This window comes from Arthrobacter sp. HS15c, assembly GCF_040812005.1.
Classification (GTDB): domain Bacteria; phylum Actinomycetota; class Actinomycetes; order Actinomycetales; family Micrococcaceae; genus Arthrobacter.
In genome coordinates this window covers 188,704-212,215 of the sequence record NZ_JBFOHM010000012.1, presented here as the reverse complement: position 1 = coordinate 212,215, position 23,512 = coordinate 188,704, and the positions used below count along the sequence as shown (strand labels likewise).

At 67.2% G+C, this 23,512-nt stretch carries 18 protein-coding genes; 5 read left to right on the top strand and 13 right to left on the bottom strand.

Annotated elements, in window-relative coordinates; all coding sequences use genetic code 11:
* Positions 1–442: 442 nt before the first annotated feature.
* From tyrS to ABV518_RS19925, 3 genes are all read right to left on the bottom strand, one after another.
* Positions 443–1,756, bottom strand: a complete 1,314-nt coding sequence (tyrS, locus tag ABV518_RS19935; protein ID WP_367770617.1) for a tyrosine--tRNA ligase — start codon at positions 1,754–1,756, stop codon at positions 443–445.
* Between the two features lie 79 nt (positions 1,757–1,835).
* Positions 1,836–4,064: an AAA family ATPase gene (locus ABV518_RS19930; protein ID WP_367770614.1), complete on the bottom strand. Its 2,229-nt coding sequence runs from the start codon at positions 4,062–4,064 to the stop codon at positions 1,836–1,838.
* Between the two features lie 52 nt (positions 4,065–4,116).
* Positions 4,117–4,782, bottom strand: a complete 666-nt coding sequence (locus ABV518_RS19925; protein WP_367770611.1) for a DNA-3-methyladenine glycosylase — start codon at positions 4,780–4,782, stop codon at positions 4,117–4,119.
* 79 nt (positions 4,783–4,861) lie between these two features.
* Here ABV518_RS19925 and ABV518_RS19920 point away from each other — a divergent pair, with 79 nt between their 5' ends.
* Positions 4,862–6,376 (top strand): DNA-3-methyladenine glycosylase 2 family protein, encoded by a 1,515-nt coding sequence (locus tag ABV518_RS19920; protein ID WP_367770608.1) that lies wholly within the window; start codon positions 4,862–4,864, stop codon positions 6,374–6,376.
* A complete protein-coding gene (locus ABV518_RS19915) occupies positions 6,373–6,894 on the top strand; it encodes a methylated-DNA--[protein]-cysteine S-methyltransferase (RefSeq protein ID WP_367770604.1) in 522 nt (173 codons plus the stop codon). The genes ABV518_RS19920 and ABV518_RS19915 overlap by 4 nt, the downstream gene beginning before the upstream one ends.
* Positions 6,895–6,897: 3 nt before the next feature.
* Here ABV518_RS19915 and ABV518_RS19910 read toward each other — a convergent pair whose 3' ends face one another.
* From ABV518_RS19910 to argC, 10 genes are all read right to left on the bottom strand, one after another.
* Positions 6,898–7,638, bottom strand: a complete 741-nt coding sequence (locus ABV518_RS19910) for a maleylpyruvate isomerase family mycothiol-dependent enzyme (RefSeq protein WP_367770601.1) — start codon at positions 7,636–7,638, stop codon at positions 6,898–6,900.
* A 10-nt stretch (positions 7,639–7,648) separates the two neighbouring features.
* The gene (locus tag ABV518_RS19905) at positions 7,649–8,185 is read right to left on the bottom strand and encodes a pyridoxal 5'-phosphate synthase (RefSeq protein ID WP_367770598.1); all 537 of its coding nucleotides are present in this window, start codon (positions 8,183–8,185) and stop codon (positions 7,649–7,651) included.
* A 128-nt stretch (positions 8,186–8,313) separates the two neighbouring features.
* The gene (argH, locus tag ABV518_RS19900; RefSeq protein ID WP_367770594.1) at positions 8,314–9,753 is read right to left on the bottom strand and encodes an argininosuccinate lyase; all 1,440 of its coding nucleotides are present in this window, start codon (positions 9,751–9,753) and stop codon (positions 8,314–8,316) included.
* A 6-nt stretch (positions 9,754–9,759) separates the two neighbouring features.
* Positions 9,760–10,965 carry an argininosuccinate synthase gene (locus ABV518_RS19895; RefSeq protein ID WP_310166162.1) on the bottom strand — a complete coding sequence of 402 codons (1,206 nt, stop codon included), beginning with the start codon at positions 10,963–10,965 and terminating at the stop codon, positions 9,760–9,762.
* 78 nt (positions 10,966–11,043) lie between these two features.
* On the bottom strand, positions 11,044–11,580 hold the full coding sequence (locus ABV518_RS19890; RefSeq protein WP_310166164.1) for an arginine repressor: 537 nt from the start codon (positions 11,578–11,580) through the stop codon (positions 11,044–11,046).
* The gene (gene argF, locus ABV518_RS19885) at positions 11,580–12,608 is read right to left on the bottom strand and encodes an ornithine carbamoyltransferase (protein WP_367770589.1); all 1,029 of its coding nucleotides are present in this window, start codon (positions 12,606–12,608) and stop codon (positions 11,580–11,582) included. Before argF ends, ABV518_RS19890 begins: the two co-directional genes overlap by 1 nt.
* Positions 12,605–13,885: an acetylornithine transaminase gene (locus tag ABV518_RS19880; RefSeq protein WP_367770586.1), complete on the bottom strand. Its 1,281-nt coding sequence runs from the start codon at positions 13,883–13,885 to the stop codon at positions 12,605–12,607. Before ABV518_RS19880 ends, argF begins: the two co-directional genes overlap by 4 nt.
* Complete coding sequence (gene argB / locus ABV518_RS19875; RefSeq protein WP_367770583.1) at positions 13,882–14,841, bottom strand: acetylglutamate kinase; 960 nt, start codon at positions 14,839–14,841, stop codon at positions 13,882–13,884. The genes ABV518_RS19880 and argB overlap by 4 nt, the downstream gene beginning before the upstream one ends.
* Before the next feature lie 43 nt (positions 14,842–14,884).
* The gene (gene argJ / locus ABV518_RS19870; RefSeq protein ID WP_367770580.1) at positions 14,885–16,051 is read right to left on the bottom strand and encodes a bifunctional glutamate N-acetyltransferase/amino-acid acetyltransferase ArgJ; all 1,167 of its coding nucleotides are present in this window, start codon (positions 16,049–16,051) and stop codon (positions 14,885–14,887) included.
* A complete protein-coding gene (gene argC, locus ABV518_RS19865) occupies positions 16,048–17,079 on the bottom strand; it encodes an N-acetyl-gamma-glutamyl-phosphate reductase (protein WP_367770577.1) in 1,032 nt (343 codons plus the stop codon). Before argC ends, argJ begins: the two co-directional genes overlap by 4 nt.
* Positions 17,080–17,252: 173 nt before the next feature.
* Here argC and ABV518_RS19860 point away from each other — a divergent pair, with 173 nt between their 5' ends.
* The 3 genes from ABV518_RS19860 (at position 17,253) to ABV518_RS19850 (ending at position 23,495) form a co-directional block, all read left to right on the top strand.
* Complete coding sequence (locus ABV518_RS19860) at positions 17,253–18,344, top strand: fatty acid desaturase (protein WP_367770574.1); 1,092 nt, start codon at positions 17,253–17,255, stop codon at positions 18,342–18,344.
* Between the two features lie 143 nt (positions 18,345–18,487).
* Positions 18,488–19,453, top strand: coding sequence for a quinone oxidoreductase (locus ABV518_RS19855; protein ID WP_367770571.1), 966 nt, complete (start codon positions 18,488–18,490; stop codon positions 19,451–19,453).
* Positions 19,454–19,544: 91 nt separating this feature from the next.
* The gene (locus tag ABV518_RS19850) at positions 19,545–23,495 is read left to right on the top strand and encodes a Pls/PosA family non-ribosomal peptide synthetase (protein ID WP_367770568.1); all 3,951 of its coding nucleotides are present in this window, start codon (positions 19,545–19,547) and stop codon (positions 23,493–23,495) included.
* Positions 23,496–23,512: the final 17 nt, after the last annotated feature.

Genomic DNA, 23,512 nt, shown 5'->3' with positions numbered 1-23,512 from the left:
AACCAGCTGTAAAAACCAGACCACACCACGGGGTGGCATAACCTGGTCAATTCAACCAATTCAATACAATAAATTGGTATCAACAAACTTGGCACACTATTGAGTTCTCAAACAACAGACACATTCGAATACTTCTCGAAACAAATTCATTTTCAATGAATTATTTTGTTTAGTATTTCTTCGCTGCGATGTTTCTAGCTTATTTCATTCATATTCACTTTGCAAATCCGGGTTATTTTCCCGATATTCACTCCGTGGAAAGAATCCGCCCATCAAAAAGTGAAGCATTTCTTTATTTCCGTGCTGTGCACACGAAGAATTGCTTCTCAAGTCAAGGGGGGTTGTCGCCACTCAGCGGCGGCGACTCAGAAAACATTACACGCTCCCCTCCGGCCGTGCAAATCGGCCGGAGAGGAGCGTGCAATGGCGGTCTTGGCTACCGCTACGGGACCAGGACTTCGACAGTTGCCAGGTTCTTTTTGCCACGCCGAAGAAGCAGGTACTGTCCGTGCAGCAGCTCAGACTCGGAGATAACTGCTTCCGGATCGGAAACCTTCTCGTTGTTCACATACGCTCCGCCTTCCCCGACGGTGCGCCGGGCGGCGGACTTGCTCTCTGACAGGCCCGAAGCCACGAGCAGGTCGATAATCCCGAGGCCATCCACCTGGATGGTTGCGGAGGGAAGCTCCGACGTTGCGGCCTCGAGGGTCGGCTTGTCCAGCGCTGTCAGATCACCATTGCCAAAGAGTGCGGCGGAGGCGGCGATGACTTTCTCCGTCGCCTCAACCCCGTGGACCAGCGAGGTCACTTCAAATGCAAGCTTGCGCTGGCCTTCGCGTGCAAACGGACGCTCGGCGACCGCAGCAGCCAGCTCCTCAATCTCGGCCCGGCTCAGGAAGGTGAAGACCTTGAGCCGGTCCACAACATCGGCGTCGGCGGTGTTGAGCCAGAACTGGTAGAAGGCGTAGGGGCTGCACATGCCGGCGTCGAGCCAGATGGCGTTGCCTTCGCTCTTGCCGAATTTGGTTCCGTCCGAGTTGGTGATCAGGGGTGTCCCCAGGGCGTGGACGGTCTTGCCCTCGACCTTGCGGATGAGTTCGGTACCGCTGGTGAGGTTTCCCCACTGGTCCGAGCCGCCGGTCTGCAGCATGCAGCCGTGGTCGCGGAAAAGCTGGAGGTAGTCCATGCCCTGAAGAATCTGGTAGCTGAACTCCGTGTAGCTGATGCCCTCGTCGGAGCTGAGGCGGGAGGCCACGGCATCCTTGCGGAGCATGGTGCCGACGCGGTAGTGCTTTCCGATCTCACGCAGGAAATCGATGGCGCTCAGCGGGGCGGTCCAGTCCAGGTTATTGACCATGCGTGCAGCGTTGGCGCCATCGAAGCTCAGGAAGCGGCGGACCTGGGCCTGAAGGTAGCCCACCCATTCCGAGACAGTGTCCTTGGTGTTCAGTGTCCGCTCCGCAGTGGGGCGCGGGTCACCGATCAGGCCGGTGGAGCCGCCCACCAGTCCCAGCGGCTTGTGGCCTGCAAGCTGGAGCCGCCGCATAACCAGGAGCTGGACGAGGTTTCCCAGGTGCAGGCTCGGAGCGGTGGGATCGAACCCGCAGTAATACGTGACCGGCTCACCGGCGAGGAGCTTTTCCAGTTCCCCTTCATCGGTGGAGACGTGGACCAGGCCGCGCCACTTCAGCTCCTGCCAGATATTGGCGAAGGTGGGGTCGTTCTGCTGGGATTCGAGATCGTTGATTTCTGACACGACTTCTAAGTTAGCAGGATCAACGACGCCCGGCGTCGTGTGAACGGCGCCGGGCGTCAGGAAGCCAAAGTCGGCCGGGCTAGCGCTCGATGCCGGCAGGCACGCCCTCTGCTGCGATCAGGCGGAGACGCTGGGTGGGCCGGGTCATGGCGACGTAGAGATCCCCCACCCGACCGTGCTCGTGGTTGAGCATCATGGACGGCTCCAGCACCACAACACCGTCGAACTCAAGGCCCTTGGCCTCGCGGGGGCTGATGACCACAATGTCCTGCTCATAGCTTCCCGCCCCGGTACCGATGCGCCGGCCATAGACGGCGCGCAGGGCTGAGGTGGCCTGCGGCAGGAGGTCGCCGTCGGCAATCACGGCCAACAGGCCGCCGTCGAGCGCTTCCAGCTCCTCCGGAAGTGCCTCCACGAGGCGGCTGACCACGTCGCCGGGCGCCACCTTGTCGATGACGGGCGACCAGCGGCCTTCGCGGACCGCCTTCGGTGCGGACACCACAAGGCCGGCTGCGTTAGCCATCCTGGCAGCGGCCTCCGCGATCTGCGACGGCGTCCGGTAGTTGACCGTCAGCTCTTCCAGCTGCCACCGGTCCCCGAACAGCGGGCCCAGGGCACCCTGCCAGGAGTTCGCACCGGCCACGGAGCTGGTCTGCGCAATGTCTCCCACGATCGTGAAGGACTTCAGCGGGCAGCGGCGGACCAGCAGCCTCCACTGCATCGGCGAAAGTTCCTGCGCTTCGTCGACCACGATGTGGCCGAATGCCCAGGTCCTGTCGGACGTGGCACGCTCGGCTGCGGTCAGCCGGGCTTCGCGTTCCTGGTTCTGGTCCACCAGTTCCTCGGCGGACATCAGCGCGTCGACGCCGGCAGCTTCCATGTTCACGATGGTCTGCTTGGCGTTCGCCAGGTCGCGGGCGCGGTCGTGCTCCTGCTGTGCCAGTCCCCGGCCAGCGGCCGGGTCAAGTTCGCCAAGGAGCTCGGCCGCCTCGTCCAGGAGCGGCACGTCCGACTCGGTCCAGGGGGCATCCACCGGGCGGAGCAGCAGGGCCCGTTCCGCGGCGGTGAGGTGCGGGGTGCACACCTCCAGGATCGCAGGCTTGCTGAAGAGCTCACTGATGAGCTTCTCCGGAGTCATGGGCATCCAGCACAGGTTCAGCGCGATCCGCACATCACGCGCCGTACGGACGTCCTCGGCAAGATAGGAGCGGTCGGCATTGTTGCCCAGGCTCCCCGCTTCCACGAGCTCGGTCATCTGTTCGGTCAGCTCGCGCAGCAGGATCTTGACGAACGTCACGCGCGCCTCATTGTGCGGCTTGCCCGTGGAGCGGGCACGTTCCCGGGCGCGGCGGACCTGCCGCGGCGTGAGCAGCAGCTTGCGCCCGTCAACTTCCAGGACACGGTTCTCGGCAGGAATCCGCTGGCGGTTTGAGACGGCGTTGGCCACCACGTCCGCCATATCCAGGCGTCCCTTGATGGCAGCGACGTCAGCTTCGGGTTCGGCCACGGCGCTGATGCCCGGCATCAGCCGGCCGAGGCTGGCCATCACCACACCGGTTTCGCCGAGCGAGGGCAGCACGCGTTCGATGTATTTCATGAACGACGACGACGGTCCCACCAGAAGCACACCGGCAGTCTTCAGCCGGTCCCGGTGGGTATACAACAGGTAGGCGGCGCGGTGCAGCGCAACGGCCGTCTTGCCCGTGCCGGGACCGCCCTGTACCACCACCGCTCCTGAGATGGAGGAGCGGATGATCCGGTCCTGCTCGGACTGGATGGTGCCCACAATGTCGGACATGCGGCCGGTCCGCTTGGAGTCCAGGGCAGCGAGCAGCGCACCTTCGCCCTGCAGCGACTGGTTGTCGGTGAGCATGTCGGCGTCCAGGACGTCGTCCTCGATTGCCTTGACTACCCGGCCCTGCAGGATCAGGTGCCGGCGGCGCCGCACGCCCTGCCGGTCGAAGGCCGTGGCCTGGTAGAAGTGGCCGGCTTCGGGCGCACGCCAGTCCACCATGAGCCGCTGCAGGTCCTCGGTGGTGAGGCCGATGCGGCCGATGTACTGGGCTTCCCCGGAATCGAGGTCCAGCCGGCCGAAGACCAGGCGGTCATCGACGGCGTCGAGCTGGGCAAGGCGGTCCTCATAGAGCGCGGCGAAGGCGTCACGCTCGGAAACATTCTGCATGGTGCCCACAGCACCGGCCCGGCGGACCTGCGCCAACTGCTTGCGCTTTTCGGCGCGCAATTCTTCCAGCCGCGCATACAGGCCAGCAACATAGTCCCGTTCGTGGGCCAAATCGGCGTCGAGCATTAAACGTTCCCCTATCGCAAAAGACAGACCGTCCATTCTACAACCATTTCGGTTAACGTGATTGAAACTTCGCCGGGCGCGACTTTGCCGCCTTGTAGCGGGACACGGTGGGATCCCCCGGCAGCCAGAAGCGCCAGGGGTAGCCAGCGGAGCCGCCGTCGCCGGACACGCCCACCCGGGGTCCGGAACTGACGTCAGCGGCGGGGATTTCCGGCAGCCGCAGCCCGAAAGGTTCGCTCAGCGCGTCCCGTCCGCTGTCTGCCGTGGTGAGGGCCAGGGCGGTGGCCAGCCGGGCGGGGCCGCTGGCCAGGTCGAGCGCAGATTTCGACGTCGGCCTCCTCACCGCTGCCAGGTGCTCCCCCTCCACCACTTCACCGGCTCGCAGCAGGACGGCAGAGGCCATGCCTGGAGGGCCGCAGACGATGTTGGCGCAGTAGTGCATCCCGTACGTGAAATATACGTAGAGGTGGCCGGCCGCCCCGAACATGGGCGCGTTCCGCGCCGTGGGGCCGCGGAACGTATGCGACCCCGGATCCGGGTGCAGGGAATCGCCGGGACCCATGTACGCCTCCACCTCCGTGATCCGCACGGCGACGGTTCCCTCGTGGCTGTTGTGGCTGAGGACGGATCCCAGCAGCCGCGGGGCGATCCTCCGCGCGTCCCCGGACAGCAGCCCGCGGAGCTCTTCCGGGTCGGCGGGACTCCTGCTGACGGTCATGGTCCGACTCTACCCAACGCCCACGGCCATGTCCGATTTCCGCTAGCAGGTGTTGTCCCAGGCTGGCAGGATAGGGGACATGGACTTCTGGCAGCGCTACCGTGCGATTGATGCGCGCGACACCCGGTTCGACGGGCAGTTCTACACTGCTGTCCGGACCACCGGGATCTACTGCCGTCCGTCGTGCCCGGCCCGGACCCCGAAGGCGGCCAACGTCACGTTCTACGAAACGTCCGCCGCAGCGCACGACGCCGGCTACCGGGCCTGCAAACGCTGCCTTCCTGAGGCGGTGCCCGGGACGCCGGCGTGGAACGTCCGGCAGGACCTCGCCGGCCGGGCCATGCGCCTGATCAACGACGGCGTCATCAACCGCGACGGGGTGGAAGGCCTGGCGGCCCGGCTGGGTTATTCGGCCCGGCAGCTGAACCGGATCCTCAGCCACGAGCTCGGAGCAGGTCCGCTCTCCCTGGCCCGGGCCAGCCGCGCCCAGACCGCGCGCACGCTGCTGGTCTCAACGGCCATGAAGCTGGCGGACGTTGCGTTCGCGTCCGGTTTCAGCAGCGTGCGGCAGTTCAACGAGACCATGGTGGAGGTGTTCGCCATGACGCCCACCGCCCTGCGTTCCACCGCCCGGCACCACAAGCCAGGGACAGCCGCCACCTCGCTGACGTTGACCCTGCCCTACCGCGAACCGTTTGATCCCGGCATCTTTTCCTTCCTCGCCGTCAGGGCGATCCCCGGGATCGAGGCGGGGACACCGGCGTCGTACGCCCGGACGTTGCGGCTTCCGCACGGGGATGCCAGGTTCAGCGTGGATTACGACGGCGGCGCGCCGGGACGGCCGCTGACCCTCACCATCGGCGCGGTGGACCTCCGCGACCTGCCGGCCCTCCTGAGCCGGGTGCGCCGGCTTTTCGACCTCGACGCCGATCCGGTGGCGATCGACGGCGCGCTGGCCGGGGATCCCCGGCTTGCCGCCTCGGTGGCCAGTACCTCCGGCATCCGGCTACCGGGCGCGGTTGACCCGCAGGAACTCCTGGTCAGGGCCATGATCGGGCAGCAGGTCACGGTCGCCGCAGCCCGGACCGCACTGACGCAGCTGTCCGCTGCCGGCAGCGCCAGCCTGATGCCCGCCGAAGGGCTCGACAGGTTGTTTCCCACCGCCGCCGAAATCGCGGACGAGGGCTACACGCTGCTGCGCGGTCCGCAACGCCGGATCGACGCTGTCCGCTCCGCGGCCTCTGCCCTCGCCGACGGGCGGCTGGATTTCGGCTATGGCGATGACCTGCCCGGGCTGGGGGCCAAATTGCTCCCCCTTCCCGGCGTGGGTCCCTGGACGGTGGGCTATGTGGCGATGCGAGTCCTGGGCGCGCCGGACGTGTTCCTGGCCAACGACGCTGCGGTAAGAAACGGAATCCGGGCCCTTGGCGTGATCATGCCCGGCCCCGATCCGCTGAGCGCCGATGTGCCCAGCCCGGAGTTCCGGGAGGTCAGCCCGTGGCGGTCCTACGCCACCATGCACCTGTGGCGCGCCGCCGCGGCGCCCGCCTCCCCCAAGCGTGTTCCAGCCGTTCCAGAGAAAGCGATGCGATGAAAGCCCAGCTGTTAGTGATGTCCACCCCGGACGGCCCGTTCACCATCCTGGCCCAGGACGGTGTGGTCCTGGCCTCGGGCTGGACCGCCGAGCCCGGCGAGCTGACCGGCCAGATCCACCCTGAGCTCCGTCCGGATGATGTTGAGGCGGTGACTGGTCTTGGGCCCATTTCAAGGGCAGTGGAGGCCTTCTACGCCGGGGATCCCGCACCCGCCATGGCTGTTCCCGTACGGCAGAAGTCCGGGCCGTTCCGGTCCCATGCCTGGGATGTGCTCAGGACGGTGCGCCCCGGATCTCCGGTTACGTATACGGAGTACGCCGAACTGTCAGGAAATCCGAAAGCCGTCCGGGCCGCTGCCAGCGCCTGCGCGTTCAATGCGGCCGCCTTGTTTGTGCCATGCCACCGGGTGATCCGCACCGACGGTTCGCTCGGCGGTTTCCGCTGGGGCCTGCCCATTAAGGAGAGCCTGCTGGCGCGCGAGGCAACCGAAAGCCTGCTGGCCCGCGAAGCCGGGTGAGGCCTACTTCGCTGCGGGTGTCCCCGAAGGCCACGGCAGCAGTTCAGGGAGGTCCACACCGTCGGCGGCGGCGGATGCCCGGAGGCTGCCGAGCGATGGTTCACGGCCCGCCAGCCACGCCGCGATGTCGGTGATCATGCCGCTGATGACCGTGGAGCGGACACCTGTGCCAACCGTCGTTGGAGGGAGCCCGAGCGGCTGAAGCACCAGTTTGTCCCCCGGCATCACACGGGCAGCGAGGAAGTCGAAGAGGTGCTCGCAAAATGGCCGGCTCCAGGTTTCCGGGCCAAAGCCGGTGCCCAGGTCGGCAGTGTGGATGACCAGTTCACGCCACAGTGCCAAGCCGCCGTCGAGGACCACTCCCCCGCGGTAGGCAATGGGTACCTGCCAGCCCGAATCGGCGTCCAGGGCATCAAAGGCTTTCAGCGCACGGTCCAGGCCTGCGTCCAGATCCGCGCGGTGGGCGTCGGCGCTGTGGCCCGCGGCCATCCCGATGGCCTTGTTGCGTCCGTCCATGCCGCCGTCGTACAGCTCGACGGTTTCGCCGCGCGCCGCATATTCCAGCTGCCGGGCCATGGCGTTGGTGATGCCGGCGAGGTGCGCCAGGACGTGCCCGCGGGTCCAGCCCGGCAGGATTGAGGGCGCTTTGACGTCCTCATCGGTGAATTTCGCGGCGGTTGAGGCAAGGACGGCGGCGGCTTTGTGCAGTTGGGCGAGCAGGTCAGCCGGTGCAGGAGCAGTCATGGCGCCCATCCTAACTGAGCGGGGTACCGTCCGGTCCGTAGCGGTGCCGGACGTGCCGGCGGTCGTGGCGCGCCTGCCAGAACTCCAGTTCCGTGGGCCTGAGTGCATAGAGCTGCCAGTCCGGGTTGTCGCTGCCGTCTGCGGCCGGGCGCGCCCGCCAGTCGGCCGCCGACGCCTCGGCGGACAGCTCAACCACCGGGCCGGCGACCCGGACCTGCCGGCCCTGCTGCGGCCAATAGAAGTTCAGGGCGGCAGCCGGGTTGACGGACAGTTCCCGGCCCTTCCGGGACGTCCGCGACGTGGCGAAGTGCCAGCCGTCGTCGTCGATGTTTTTCAGGATCAGCATCCTGGCAGAGGGCTGGCCGTTTCCGTCCGCTGTGGCCAGGCTGCACGCGTGCGGTTGCAGCACCCCGGCCGCGAGGGCCTCATCCAGCCAGAGTTTGAACAGCGCCACCGGGTCTGCCGGGGCCTTGGCCGGGTCGAAGTCCGGCAGGTCGGCGGGAAAGTCCGGCAGGGCGCGCAGTTGGCTGCGGAAGGCGTCGCTCATTCACCCACCTTAACCGCACACGCTCTCTCAGTTGTTGCATGAAAATCGGCATCGCTCTCTCACTTTCTTGAGGAAAGTGAGAGAGCGATGCCCAAAAAGCTGCATCAACTGAGAGAGTGTGTTGGTAGCTAGGCCGCGTACTCCCGCACGCCCGCCAGCTCGACTTCCAGCGCAACAAGCTGGCGCTCGACGGCGGCCGGCGCCGTTCCGCCCTGCGAGTTGCGGCTGTTGAGCGAACCTTCGGTGGACAGGACCGTGCGGACCTCCGGCGTCAGGTGCTCCGAAATGGCCGCGTACTCCTCGTCCGTGAGGTCCCAGAGCTCGACGTCGCGGCTTTCGGCCTGCTTGACCGCGGCACCGGAGAGCTCGTGGGCCTCGCGGAACGGGACGCCCTGGCGGACCAGCCATTCGGCGATGTCCGTGGCCAGGGCAAAGCCCTGCGGTGCCAGGGACTCCATTCGTTCGGTGTTGAACTTCAGCGTCGCGATCATGCCCGAGACCGCCGGGAGCAGCAGCTCCAGGGTGTCGGCGGCGTCGAAGACGGGCTCCTTGTCCTCCTGCAGGTCGCGGTTGTACGCGAGCGGCAGGCCCTTGAGCGTGGCCAGCAGCCCGGTCAGGTTGCCGATCAGGCGCCCTGCCTTGCCACGGGCCAGCTCGGCCACGTCCGGGTTCTTCTTCTGCGGCATGATCGAGGAGCCGGTGGAGTAGGAATCGTGCAGGGTGACAAAGGAGAACTCCTTCGTGGCCCACAGGATCACTTCCTCCGACACGCGGGACAGGTCCACACCGATCATCGCCGTCACCCAGGCGAACTCGGCGAAGACATCGCGGGAGGCGGTGCCGTCGATCGAGTTGTGGGTTGCGGAGAAGAAGCCCAGGTCCGCTGCAACGGCTTCCGGGTCCAGGCCCAGGGAAGATCCGGCCAGGGCACCCGAACCGTAAGGCGACACCCCGGCGCGCTTGTCCCAGTCCGCCAGCCGCTGCACGTCGCGCAGCAACGCCCAGGCGTGGGCCAGCAGGTGGTGGCTGAGCAGGACCGGCTGGGCGTGCTGCAGGTGCGTACGGCCGGGCATGGCCACACCGTGGTGCGCCTTGGCCTGGTCCACCAGCGCTTCGATCGTTGCCAGCACGCCGCGGGCAATGATCCGGGCGTGGTCACGCAGGAACATGCGGCCGAGGGTGGCCACCTGGTCATTGCGGGACCGGCCGGCGCGGAGCTTGCCGCCCAGCTGGGTGCCGGCGCGCTCGATCAGGCCGCGTTCCAGTGACCCGTGCACGTCCTCATCGGATTCCGCCGGCAGGTACGCGCCGGAGGCGACGTCCTCGTCCAGCTGCGTCAGGGCAGCGAGCATACCTTCGAGCTCGGCATCGTCCAGCAGCCCGGCCTTGTGCAGCACGCGGGCGTGCGCCTTGGAGCCGGCGATGTCGTAGCGGGCCAGCCGCCAGTCAAAGTGCGTGGACTTGCTCAGCGCTGCGAGTGCGTCTGCGGGGCCGCCGGCGAACCGGCCGCCCCACAGAGCGCCGGTGTTCGTAGCCTCGGATTTCGGGGTTTCGACAGGCTCAACCACCGATTCTTACTTTCCTGCGACGCGGATATCGCGGCCGGAGGCAACCTTGGCGGACATGCCCCACAGCTCGATGAAGCCGCGCGCCATGGACTGGTCGAAGGTGTCGCCGGTGTCGTAGGTGGCGAGGTCGAAGTCGTAGAGCGAGGTCTCGGAGCGGCGTCCGTTGACGATCGCCTGGCCGCCGTGCAGCACCATGCGGATGTCGCCGGAAACGTACTTCTGGGTGTCTTCGATGAAGGCGTCCAGGGAGCGCTTGAGCGGGGAGAACCACTGGCCGTCATAGACCAGTTCGGCCCAGCGCTGGCCAACAGTGGCCTTAAAGCGGGCCTGCTCGCGCTCGATGGTGATGTCCTCGAGGTGCTTATGCGCGGTGATCAGCGCCATCGCACCCGGGGCTTCGTAGATTTCGCGGGACTTGATGCCCACGAGGCGGTCCTCGACGACATCGATCCGGCCGACGCCCTGGGCGCCTGCGCGGCGGTTGAGTTCCTTGATGGCCTGCAGCGGGGTGACCTTGACGCCGTCGATCGCCACCGGCACACCGGCTTCGAAGGAGATGGTGACTTCATCCGGGGCCGGCGGGAACTCCGGCGTGGCGGTGTAGTCGTAGATGTCCTTGGTGGGGGCGTTCCAGATGTCCTCGAGGTAGCCGGTTTCGACGGCGCGTCCCCAGACGTTCTGGTCGATCGAGTACGGGTTCTTCTTCGTGGTCTCGATCGGCAGTCCCTTTTCCTCGGCGAAGGCGATGGCCTTGTCGCGGGTCAGGGCGAGGTCGCGGACGGGGGCGATGCACTTCAGGTCCGGGCCGAGGGTCTGGATGCCCACCTCGAAGCGGACCTGGTCGTTGCCCTTGCCGGTGCAGCCGTGCGCAACGGTGGTGGCGCCGAATTCGCGGGCGGCCTTGACCAGGTGCTTGACGATGACGGGGCGGGAGATGGCGGAGACCAGCGGGTAGTGGCCCTGGTAGAGGGCGTTGGCCTTCAGCGTGGGCATGCAGTACTCGTCGGCGAACTCGTCGGACGCGTCGGCCACGTAGGCTTCGACGGCGCCGCAGCCGAGGGCGCGCTGGCGGATGGTCTCCAGCGACTCGCCGCCCTGTCCGACGTCGACCGCCACGGCGATGACCTCGGCGCCGGTGGCTTCACCGATCCAGCCGATGGCTACGGAAGTATCCAGGCCACCGGAGTAGGCCAGAACAATACGCTCAGTCACGAAAATGCTCCTCTGTGTTGGGGGTTGCGTTGTTTAAGAATTGGTTACGGAAAGCCTGTCACACCTTGGGAAATGGTGTTACTGGCTGCCGCCGGCTTCCTCTGCCAGCTGCAGGAACCGCACGGCGAGGTCCTGCCCGCCTTGGGGGTCGCGGGAGACCAGCAGCACGGTGTCGTCACCGGCGATGGTTCCCAGGATGGACGGCATGACCGAGTGGTCGATGGCCAGGGCCAGGAAGTTGGCCGCCCCGGGCGGGGTCCGGAGCACGGCGATGTTGGCCGAGGCCTCCGCCGTGACCAGCAGCTCGCTGCACAGCCTGGCAAGGCGTGCATCCAGGATTTCCTGGCTGACGCCGCTCTTTGCGGCGCGTTCGCCGCCTTCGCCGGGAACGGCATAGACCAGGACGCCTTCCTTGCCGCGGACCCGGACGGCGCCGAGCTCCACAAGGTCCCGGGACAGGGTGGCCTGGGTGACCTGGACGCCGTCGTCCGCCAGCAACGCGGCGAGCTCCGCCTGGGAGCGCACCGATTCACCCGTCAGGATCGCGGTGATGCGCGCCTGTCGGGCCGTTTTGGTGGCCGGGCTGGAGCCCGGCACCGACGGGTTGGTGGACACTAGAACGTGCTCTCCCCGGTGCCTTCAACGGGAGAAAGACCGTCTACGAAGGCCAGACCTGAGCGGTGCATGAGCCAGGCCATCAGGGCCTTCTGGGCGTGGAGGCGGTTTTCGGCTTCGTCCCAGACGATGGACTGCGGGCCGTCAATGACTCCCGCGGAGATCTCATAGCCGCGGTACGCGGGCAGGCAGTGAAGCACGACGGCGTCATCCGCCGCGTGTGCCATGGCCGCCTCGTCGACGGAGTACTCACGGAACAGCTGCAGCCGGGCTTCCTTTTCGGCTTCCTGGCCCATGGAGACCCAGGTGTCCGTGGCCACGACGTCGGCGCCCTTGAGGGCTTCCGCGGCGTCGGTGGTGATCAGCACGGAACCCCCGGTCTGGGCGGCGCGTTCCTCGGCCGCGGCGACGATGTCCGCGGCCGGCAGGTAGCCTTCCGGGCCCGCGATGCGGACGTGCATGCCGGCGGTGACACCGGCCAGCAGGTAGGAGTTGGCCATGTTGTTGGCGGCGTCGCCGAGGTAGCTCATGGTGAGGCCGGCCAGTTCGCCCTTGTGCTCCTTGACCGCGAGCAGGTCCGCGAGGAGCTGGCAGGGGTGGTAGTCATCGCACAGGGCGTTGATCACCGGCACCTTGGAGTTCTCCGCCATGGCCACCAGGCCCGAGTGCGCGCCGGTGCGCCACACAATGGTGGAAACCATGCGCTCCAGGACCTTGGCAGTGTCCTCTACCGATTCCTTGTGACCTATCTGGGCTTCCCCGGGGTTGATGATCAGGGCGTTGCCGCCCATGTCCGCGATGCCGGTGGCGAAGGAAACCCGGGTGCGGGTGGAGGTCTTGTCGAAGATCACGGCTACGGTTTTGCGGCCGTTGCCCTCCGCGGCGAAGGGCTGCACGCTGTAGGGCGCGGCTTTCATGCGGATGGCCAGGTCAAGGACTTCGGCCTGCTCAGCGGGGCTGAGGTCGGTGTCCTTGAGGAAGTGGCGGGTGCTGCTGGCTGTGCCGGCGGAAGAAACTACAGGGGTCACTGCGCGTCCTTAGCTGTCTGGAGGATTGCCGGGAGTGCGGCAAGGAAGGCGCCGGCCTGGTCCGTGGTGAGGACCAGCGGCGGGGCGAGCCGGATGGTGCGCGGCCCGGGGCTGTTGACGATAAAGCCGGCGTCGAGTCCTGCGGTCACGACGGCGGGGGCCACGTCAGCGTCCAGGTCGAACCCGATCAGCAGGCCAACGCCGCGGACTTCGGTGACGCCGTCGACGGCGGCGAGCCCGGTCCGGAGGTATTCCCCCACAGCCACGACGTTGTCCAGGACCCGCTGGCTTTCGATCGCGTGCAGCGTGGCCAGGGCGGCCGCCGTCGCCACCGGGTTGCCGCCGAAGGTGGTGCCGTGCTGGCCGGCGCCCAGGAGCTGCGACACCGGCTCCCCGAAGGTGAGCAGCGCGCCGATGGGAAACCCGCCGCCCAGGCCCTTGGCCAGGGTGACGGCATCCGGAACGATTCCGGCGTCCTCGCTGGCGAGCCATTTTCCGGTGCGGCCGATGCCCGTCTGGACCTCGTCCAGGATCAGCAGGGCGCCGGCTTTGGTGGTCGCTTCGCGGGCCGCCCGCAGGTAGCCGGCGGGCAGGGGCCGGACTCCGGCTTCGCCCTGGATCGGTTCCAGGAACACGGCGGCCACGGTCTCGTCGATGGCGGCTTCCAGGGCTGCCACGTCACCGAACGGGATGTGCACCACGCCGCCGGGCAGCGGTTCGAACGGGGCACGGTAGGCTTCCTTGGCGGTCAGGGCCAGGGCACCCATGGTGCGTCCGTGGAAGGCACCTTCGAGGGCGATGATCTTGGTGCGGGGTGCGCCATCCGGGCCTGTTGCGTTGCGCCGCGCCAGCTTAAAGGCGGCCTCATTGGCTTCCGTGCCGGAGTTGGTGAAGAACACCTTCGAGCCCGCCGGGGCGTGGCTCAGGGCCAGCAGCTGTTCGGCCAGCGCGATCTGGGTGGGGCTGGTGAAGAAGTTGGAGACGTGCCCCAGCGTGGCGAGTTGGCTGGAAATCACAGAGGTGACAAACGGGTGGGCATGGCCCAGGGCGTTGACGGCGATGCCGCCGAGCAGGTCAAGGTATTCCTTGCCGTCGGCGTCCCAGACGAGGCTGCCGGCGCCGCGGACCAGGACACGCTGAGGTGTGCCGAAGACGCCCATAAGCGACGTCGAGTAGCGCGCCAGCCAGTCGGCGCCGCTGGTGTGGCCTGAGGTTTCGACAAGCTCAACCACCGGACTCTGGTGATCGAGCTTGTCGAGATCTTCAACGTTCGTCATGATGCAACCGTTTCTTCGTCGGGGACGACCTGGGTGCCTATGCCCGCCGTCGTGAATGTTTCCAGGAGCATGGAGTGCGGGAGGCGGCCGTCCACGATGTGCGCCCGCTCCACTCCGCCGTCGATGGCCTTGAGGCAGGCCTCCATCTTGGGGATCATGCCCGATTCGAGTGAGGGCAGCAGCTGCCGCAGCTCCGAGGCCGTGAGGGAGGAAATGAGGGAGGACCTGTCCGGCCAGTTGGCGTAAAGCCCTTCGACGTCGGTGAGGATCACCAGCTTGGATGCCCCCAGCGCCTCCGCGAGGGCGGCCGCGGCCGTGTCCGCGTTGACGTTCAGTACCTGACCGGTGGTCTGGACCTCGCCGGCTGCAGTCTCGATGCCGTCGGACGCGATTTCCGGGGCAACGGTGGAGATGACGGGGATGCGTCCGGCAGCGAGGATGTCCAGGATGCCTTCGGGGTTGACGCCCACGACCTCGCCCACCAGGCCCAGGTCCACTTCCTCGCCGTCAATGACGGTGCCGGTCCGGACGGCACGGAGCAGGCCGCCGTCTTCGCCGGACATCCCCACCGCGTACGGTCCGTGGGAGTTGATCAGGCCCACGAGTTCGCGGCCCACCTGGCCGGTGAGGACCATGCGGACCACGTCCATCGCTTCGGGCGTGGTGACCCGGAGCCCGCCTTTGAACTCAGACTCGATGCCCAGCCGCGCCAGCATGGAGTTGATCTGCGGACCGCCGCCGTGGACCACCACGGGGTGGATGCCGACATGATGCAGGAACACGACGTCCTCCGCGAAGGCCCGGCGCAGTTCCTCGTTGACCATGGCGTTGCCGCCGTATTTGATCACCATGGTGGTGCCGGCGAAGCGCTGGATCCAGGGCAGAGCCTCGATCAGGGTGCCGGCCTTGCTTTGGGCATCACTCATGGACGTGGTTTCACGGGTCTGGGTATTCATGCTTGCACTATCTCCAGGGGTGGCTGGTTGATTAGCTCGGGGTCTAGCTCGAGTAGGCGCTGTTCTCGTGCACGTAGTCGTGGGTGAGGTCGTTGGTCCAGACAGTGGCCTCGGCGTCGCCGGACTGCAGGTCAATCTCCACGTGGACTTCGCGGGGTTCCAGGTCCACCAGGTTCCGGTCGTCGCCGATGCTGCCGTTGCGGCAAATCTGGATGCCGTTGATGGCGACGTTGAGCTGGTCCGGCTCAAAGACGGCGTCCGTGGTTCCCACGGCGGACAGGACACGGCCCCAGTTGGGGTCCTTGCCGAAAATGGCAGCCTTGAACAGGTTGGACCGGGCAACGGAGCGGCTGACTGTTTCGGCGTCCCGTTCGCTGGCCGCGTTGAACGTCCGGATGGCGATGTCGTGGCTCGCGCCCTCGGCGTCACCGATCAGCTTGCGTGCCAGTTCGGCGCACACCTGGGTCAGCCCGGCACCGAAGGCCTCGGCGGACGGGACGGCGCCGGAAGCGCCGGAAGCCAGCAGCACCACGGTGTCGTTGGTGGACATGCAGCCGTCTGAGTCTGCGCGGTCGAAGGTGACGCGAGTGGCGTCGCGGAGGACGACGTCGAGCATTTCCGCTTCGACGGCCGCGTCGGTGGTGAGGACCACCAGCATGGTGGCCAGGCCGGGTGCCAGCATGCCGGCACCCTTGGCGATGCCGCCGATGGTGAACTCCTGGCCGTCGGCATCGGTGCCGATGAACAGTGCGGCCTTGGGCACGGAGTCGGTGGTCATGATGGCGTTGGCCGCCTCAGGGCCGCCCTCGGTGCTGAGCGCCGCCGAGGCAGCCTCGACGCCGGGAAGGATCTTGTCCATGGGCAGCTGCTCGCCGATCAGGCCGGTGGAGCAGACAAAAACATCCGTCGCGGAGATGCCCAGGACGGCGGCCACTTTTTCGGCGGTGCTGTGCGTGTTCTGGAATCCCTGGGGCCCGGTGCAGGCGTTGGCTCCGCCCGAGTTGAGGACGACGGCGTCCACGCGTCCGTCCGACACCACCTGGCGGGACCAGTGGACCGGGGCCGCAGCCACGCGGTTGCTGGTGAAGACGGCGGCCGCAGCCTTTGACGGGCCATCGTTGACGACCAGGGCGAGGTCCGGCTTGCCGGACGCCTTCAGGCCGGCGGTGACGCCGGCGGCCCGGAATCCCTTGGGGGCGGTAACGGTCACGGTGCAACTCCCTGCAGGTTAAGGCCGGCGGTCTCCGCCAGGCCAAGGGCAATGTTCATGGACTGCACGGCGCCGCCGGCGGTTCCCTTGGTGAGGTTATCAATGACACAGGACACGATCACGCGGCCGGTGTGCGGGTCAAATGCCAACTGCATGGCCGCGTGGTTGGAGCCCTGGACCGACTTGGTGGCGGGCCACTGCCCTTCCGGCAGCAGGTGCACAAACGGCTCGTCGTCGTAGGCCTCGGCCCACGCCTGCCGGAGGTCGGCGGCGGTGGTGCCCGGCTTCACCTTGGCGGTGGCTGTGGTGAGGATCCCGCGGCTCATGGGAGCGAGCGTGGGAGTGAAGGACACCGTGACGCGTTCCCCGGCGGCATTGGACAGCCCTTGCTCGATCTCCGGCGTGTGGCGGTGGCCGCCGCCCACGCCGTACGGGCTCATGGAGCCCATCACCTCGGCACCAATGAGGTTCACTTTCGCTGCCTTGCCCGCACCCGAGGTGCCGGAGGCCGAAACGATGACGACGTCGTCGGGCTGGAGCAGTCCGGCCGCGAACCCGGGCGTGAGCGCCAACAGGGCCGACGTCGGGTAGCAGCCGGGGACGGCGATCCGGGTGGCGGCTTTGAGGACCTCACGCTGGCCCGGAAGTTCCGGCAGGCCATAAGGCCACGTTCCGGCGTGGGCAGAGCCGTAGAACTTTTCCCACGCTGCGGCGTCTTCGAGGCGGTGGTCTGCGCCGGCGTCGATCACGATGGTGCCTTCCGGCAGCTGGGCCGCGATCTCGGCGGATGCCCCGTGCGGGAGGGCCAGGAACACCACATCGTGGCCGGAAAGGTTTTCCACCGTGGTGTCCTCCAGGATGCGGCTGGAGAGCCCGTGCAGGTGGGGCTGCAGCTCGCCGAGGCGGGAGCCTGCGTTGCTGTGCGCTGTGATGGCACCGATGGTCACGTCCGGATGCCCTGCGAGGAGGCGCAGGACTTCTCCCCCGGCGTAGCCGCTGGCTCCGGAGACGGCAACAGAAATAGTCATGCAGGAAATCCTACAGCAAAAGTATTCAGTATGTCCGATATTTATGCACTCAATCCTTTCTCCTTTTCCGGGCCGGCTGGACAGGCAGGCGTACGATGGGGGGAGGGTGATCCTGACCGCGCAGTCCGAATGTCGGCTGCCGCGTTGCCCGTAACAGTTACGAGGCCCCGGCTTTGACCACCACCCTCCCAACGTCGGAGCGCCCCCAATCGCGCGTCCGGCAGCCCAATGCAGTTGTCCTGAGCTATTCGGAACTGCTTAAGAGCGTCAAGGCCGCAGGCCTACTGGAACGCCGTGTGGGCTTCTACATCACAGTCTTTTCCTGCCTGGTGCTCCTGATGACCGCCGCATGGTTCGGTTTCGCGCTGATCGGCGACAGCTGGTTCCAGCTCCTCATCGCCGCGGCAGTCGGCATCATCTGCACCCAGCTCAGCTTCCTGGCCCACGAGGCCGGCCACCGCCAGATCTTCGCCTCGCGCCGCGCCAACGACTGGACAGCCAGGCTCCTGGCCACCTCGGTGGCAGGCATGAGCTATTCCTGGTGGGAGCAGAAACACGGCGCGCACCACAACCATCCCAACGTCATTTCCAAGGATCCCGACATCGCCACCGGCGCGATCGCCTTCCACCACGAAGCCGCAGCCACGCGGCAGGGCCGGTTCTCGTTCCTGACCCGCAAACAGGGCTGGTTCTTCTTTCCGCTGCTGTTCCTGGTGGGCCTGGGACTCCAGATCGATTCGGTGAAATTCATCTTCCGGCGCGCCAAAGTGACGCACCGCTGGGTGGAGTTGCCCATCTTGCTGGTCCGGCTCAGCGTGCTGCCGGTCCTGGCGTTCTCGTTCCTGCCGCTGGGAATGGCGTTCGCCTTCATCGGCGTGCAGCTCGCCGTGTTCGGCTTCTATATGGGAGCTTCATTTGCGCCCAACCACAAAGGCATGCCCGTCATTCCGGCGGACAGCCGTGTTGACTTCTTCAGCCGGCAGGTCCTGACGTCACGGAACATCTCCGGCGGCCGCTTTATGGACATCCTGCTCGGTGGCCTGAACCGCCAGGCTGAGCACCACCTCTTCCCGGACATGGCACGGCCCCAGCTGGACAAGGCCGCCAAGATCGTCCGGGAGTACTGCCGCAAGCACCAGGTTCCCTACACGGAAACCACCCTGCTGCAGTCCTACGGCATTATTGTCCGCTATCTCAACGACGTCGGACTTTCCGCCGGGCGCCACTTCGAGTGCCCCATGGCCACGGTCACCCGCCGCTACTGAGCAGCTCCGGCGCACCACAGCCGGCCCCCGCGTTTGACCCGAAGTGACGGCCCTGACCGGCCGTCACTTCGTCGTTGGTGCCGGTTTCCCTAGGATGGGTCCAGGACCGGGGCAAGGAAATCCCAGCCCCGGGAAGGAGATACATGACGCACGCAATCGTTGTCCGCGAGCCCGGAGGACCCGAAGTACTGGAACTGGCAGAGGCCGAACGCCCCGTGCCCGGCCCCGGCCAGCTGCTCATCAAAGTGGCGGCGGCGGGCGTCAACTTCATCGAAACCTACCAGCGCGGGGGCATGTACCAGGTCCCCTTCCCGTTCACGCCCGGCTCGGAAGCCGCGGGAACGGTTGAAGAGGTCGGCGACGGTGTCGAGAACTTCACGGTGGGCAGCAGGGTGGCCACGGCCGAGGGCGCCAAGTGCTACGCCGGCTACACGGTCCTGGATGCCGCCAAGGCGCTCCCGGTGCCGGACGGCGTCGACGACCTGACGGCGGCCGCCTTGCCCCTCCAGGGCATGACCGCCCACTACCTGATCAACTCCTCCTTCCGGGTCGAACCGGGCCACACCGTGCTCACGCACGCCGGCGCAGGCGGCGTCGGCCTGCTGCTGACACAGCTGCTGAAGGAGAGGGGCGCCCGCGTCATCACAACTGTCTCCTCGGACGCCAAGGAGGAACTTGCCCGGGAGGCCGGAGCCGACCATGTGCTGCGGTACGAGGGCTTTCCCCACCACGTCCGCGAGTTCACCGGCGGAAAGGGCGTGGATGTGGTGTACGACGGCGTCGGCCGGAACACCTTTGACGGCTCCCTGTCCTGCCTGCGGACCCGCGGCACGCTCGTCCTGTTCGGAGCCGCTTCAGGCGCCGTGCCCCCGGTGGATCCGCAGCGCCTCAACGCCGGCGGGTCACTGACGCTGACCCGCCCGTCCCTGGGCCACTTCCTGCTCAACGAGCAGGAGCGCCGCTGGCGCTCGGGAGAAATCTTCGCCGCCGCCGAAATCGGGCACCTCAAGGTCCGGATCGGCGCCACGTATCCGCTGGCCGATGCCCGGCGCGCACACGAGGACCTTGAGGGCCGCCGGACCACCGGCAAGGTCCTCCTGGTCCCCTGATCCCCGGTCAGGGAAACGTCCGGTGAAGGGAATGTGGACGCCACCCAAACGGCGTCACTTTCCGTTCACCTTGCCAGTGGACACTGCAGGGGTGACCGAGCTACAACTCAGCGGCCCTGTGCCCGACGGCCTTGCCGAATATCAGCCCCAGCTGCCCGGATCGGGTGTGGCACCCCCGGTGCGTACGCTGGTGGACATCCTGCAGGAGACCGCACAGCGCCATCCCGACGCGTCCGCCCTCGACGACGGCCGGCAGTCACTGAGCTACGCGCAGCTGATGGCGGCCGTGCGCTCCGCCGGCCGGGAACTTCACCTGGCAGGGCTCGGAGCCGGCGACAGGATCGGCGTGCGGATCCCCTCCGGCACCAACGGGCTGTACGTCTGGATCCTCGCGATCATGCTCATCGGTGCCGCATATGTCCCCGTCGACGCCGATGACCCCGACGAGCGGGCCCGGCTGGTCTTCGGCGAAGCCAGGGTCAGCGCCGTGGTCACCGGCCAGGGGCTGGCACTGACCGAAGACAGGGTCTCGCCGTTCCCGGCCGCACGGCCTGCCACCCCCGACGACGACGCCTGGGTCATTTTCACCTCAGGCTCCACGGGAACTCCAAAGGGAGTGGCCGTCCGGCACAGGTCCGCTGCCGCCTTCGTCGACGCCGAGGCACGGATCTTCCTTGCTGCGGAACCGATCGGTCCGCAGGACCGTGTCCTGGCAGGACTGTCAGTGGCCTTTGACGCCTCGTGCGAGGAGATGTGGCTCGCGTGGCGGCACGGCGCCTGCCTGGTCCCCGCGCCACGTGCCCTGGTCCGCACCGGAATGGACCTCGGGCCCTGGCTCATCAGCCACGGCATCACGGTGGTGTCCACTGTTCCCACGCTGGCTGCGCTCTGGCCTGCGGAATCACTCGAAAACGTGCGGCTGCTGATCTTCGGCGGCGAGGCCTGCCCGCCGGAGCTTGCGGAACGCCTGGCAGTGGAAGGCCGCGAGGTCTGGAACACCTACGGGCCCACCGAGGCCACGGTGGTGGCGTGCGCGGCCGAACTGGGCGGACCTGGGCCGGTCCGGATCGGGCTGCCGCTGGACGGCTGGGACCTGGCCGTGGTGGACGGTGACGGCATCCCGGTGGCGGAGGGCGCCGTCGGCGAACTCATCATCGGCGGCGTAGGGCTGGCCCGGTACCTGGATCCTGCCAAGGACGCGGAAAAGTATGCGCCCATGCCCACCCTGGGCTGGCACCGCGCCTACCGCTCCGGCGACCTCGTCCGCTACGAAGCCGCCGGGCTGGTCTTTATGGGCCGCGCCGACGAACAGGTGAAACTGGGTGGCCGCCGGATCGAGCTCGGAGAGATCGATGCCGCCCTGCAGGCCCTCCCGGGTGTTGCCGGCGCCGCGGCCGCTGTGCAGACGACGGCGGCCGGGAACCAGGTGCTTGTGGGGTACCTCGCCCCGGCCGGCGATGAGGAACCTGACCTTGCCGCGGCACGCGAAATGCTGACATCCAGCCTCCCGGCAGCGCTGATCCCCCTGCTGACCGTCGTCCCGTCGCTGCCGACCAAAACCAGCGGCAAAGTCGACCGGCACGCACTCCCCTGGCCCCTGGCCGGATCTGGCGCGGCCGAAAGCGACCGCGCTCCCCTGAACCTGCCTGACGACGCCGCCTGGATCGTCGAACAATGGGGCGCCGTGCTCGGCAGCCCGGCAGCAAGCCTGGACGCGGACTTCTTCGCCCACGGCGGCGGCTCCCTCGCCGCGGCACAGCTGGTGTCCGCACTGCGCCTCCGCTACCCCACCATCACGGTCGCGGACATCTACGCCACCCCGCGGGTCGGGGCCCTGATCGACACGGCCCGGCAGTCGCTTCCTGACGGCATTGCTGCCGGCCCTGCAAAGGAACGCTTTGTCCGGCCGACGGCCCGCAAGTCCCAGGTCTTCCAGACACTCATGGGTATTCCCCTGCACATCCTGGTGGGCATGCGCTGGCTGACCTACCTGATGGCAGGCAACAACCTCCTCGCCGGCCTGGCCGGCTTTGCTGCCGCGCCCACCGTGTCCTGGTGGTGGGTCGGGGCATCGTGGCTGGTCTTCGTGAGTCCTCTCGGCCGGATGGGCCTCTCCATCGCCGCCGCCCGGCTCCTGCTACGGAACGTTGGCCCGGGCACCTACCCGCGCTCAGGGAAAATCCACCTCAGGCTCTGGCTGGCGGAGCAGATCCAGGACCTTGCCGGTGCCGTGAGCCTGGCCAGCGCACCGTGGGTGCCTTACTACGCACGGGCCCTCGGAGCGAAGATCGGCACCAATGTGCACCTGCATTCCCTGCCGCCGGTGACAGGCCTGCTGTCCTTGGGCAGCGGAGCGAACATCGAACCCGAGGTGGACCTTTCCGGCTGGTGGATCGACGGCGACCACGTCCGGATCGGAGCCATCCATGTGGGCGCCGGGGCGACCGTGGGCGCACGCAGCACGCTCATGCCGGGCGCCAGCATCGGCGCCGGCGGACAGGTCGAAGCGGGTTCGGCAGTGCTCGGCAAGGTGAAAGCAGGGCAAGTGGTGGCAGGGTCACCGGCCCGCCGCCGGGGCAAGGCCAAAAATGACTGGCCGGACACTCCGCCCAGCAGCCGGCTGATCGGCCGCTTGTGGTTCGCCGCCTTCGCCTCGGCCTCCGCTGTCCTGGCCATGATCCCCTACGCGTCCGCGGCCGCCGCTGCCGGGATAGTCTTCCTGTTCATCCAGGGCAGCAGCTCCCTGGTCGCGGCGTGGCCGCAGCTCCTCGTCTCCCTGCCGTTGGCGGCACTGGCCTGGTTCACTACCAACCTGCTGCTGGTCCTGGGCACCACCAGGCTGCTGGGGACCGGCCTGACAGAAGGCTATTACCGGGTGCGTAGCCGGATCGGCTGGCAGGTCTGGGCCACCGAACGCGTCCTTGACCTTGCCCGTGATCTCCTCTTTCCCATTTACGCGAGCCTTTTCACCCCCGTCTGGCTGCGCCTGCTTGGAGCCAGGATCGGCAAGAACGTGGAGGCGTCCACCGTGCTGCTGCTGCCCAAAATGACCACGGTGGGCGAAGGCGCGTTCCTGGCCGATGACACCATGGTGGCCTCCTACGAACTCGGCGGCGGCTGGCTGAAGATCGCCCCTGCGAAGATCGGCAAGCGTTCGTTCCTGGGGAATTCCGGCATGACAGCTGCTGGCCGGAGCGTCCCGAAGAACTCCCTCGTGGCGGTGCTGTCGGCAACCCCTTCGAAGGCTAAATCCGGAACGTCGTGGCTGGGCAGCCCGCCAGTCAGGCTTCGCCGCACAGCCATCGCCTCGGACACCACCTTGACGTTCCAGCCCCCGCTCCGGCTGAAAATAGCCAGGGCACTATGGGAGCTCTGCCGCTTTGTGCCCGTGGTCCTTACCGTGGGCCTCGCCGCCGGTGTGCTCCTCGCGTTCGATTGGCTGGCAAGCACCGTTGGCTACGGCCTGGCCGCGGTGCTGGGCGGGTTCGTAATGCTGCTGGCGGGCGCCGTCGCGGCCGGCAGCGCCGTCGTGGCCAAGTGGCTGCTCGTGGGCCGGATCCGGGCCGGAGAACATCCGCTCTGGAGTTCCTTTATCTGGCGCAACGAAGTGGTGGACACGTTCATCGAAATGGTCAGCGCACCATGGTTCGCCCGCGCAGCAAGCGGGACACCGGCACTGGTGTGGTGGCTCCGCGGGCTGGGGGCAAAAATTGGTTCCGGGACGTGGTGCGAGAGCTACTGGCTGCCCGAAGCGGACCTGGTGACCCTGGGCGCGAACTCCACGGTCAACCGGGGCTGCGTGGTCCAAACGCACCTGTTCCATGACCGGATCATGAGCATTGACACTGTTACGCTCGAGGAGGGAGCAACCATGGGACCGCACGGCGTCATCCTCCCGCAGGCACGCATCGGCCATGGCGGAACAGTGGGTCCGGCATCGCTGGTGATGCGCGGGGAGACGGTGCCCGCGGGGACCTACTGGATGGGCAATCCGGTCAGTCCGTGGGCCGGTCCGGACGTTCCCGCACCCCGCCTGAAGTAAGTACCTGACAGTCCGCC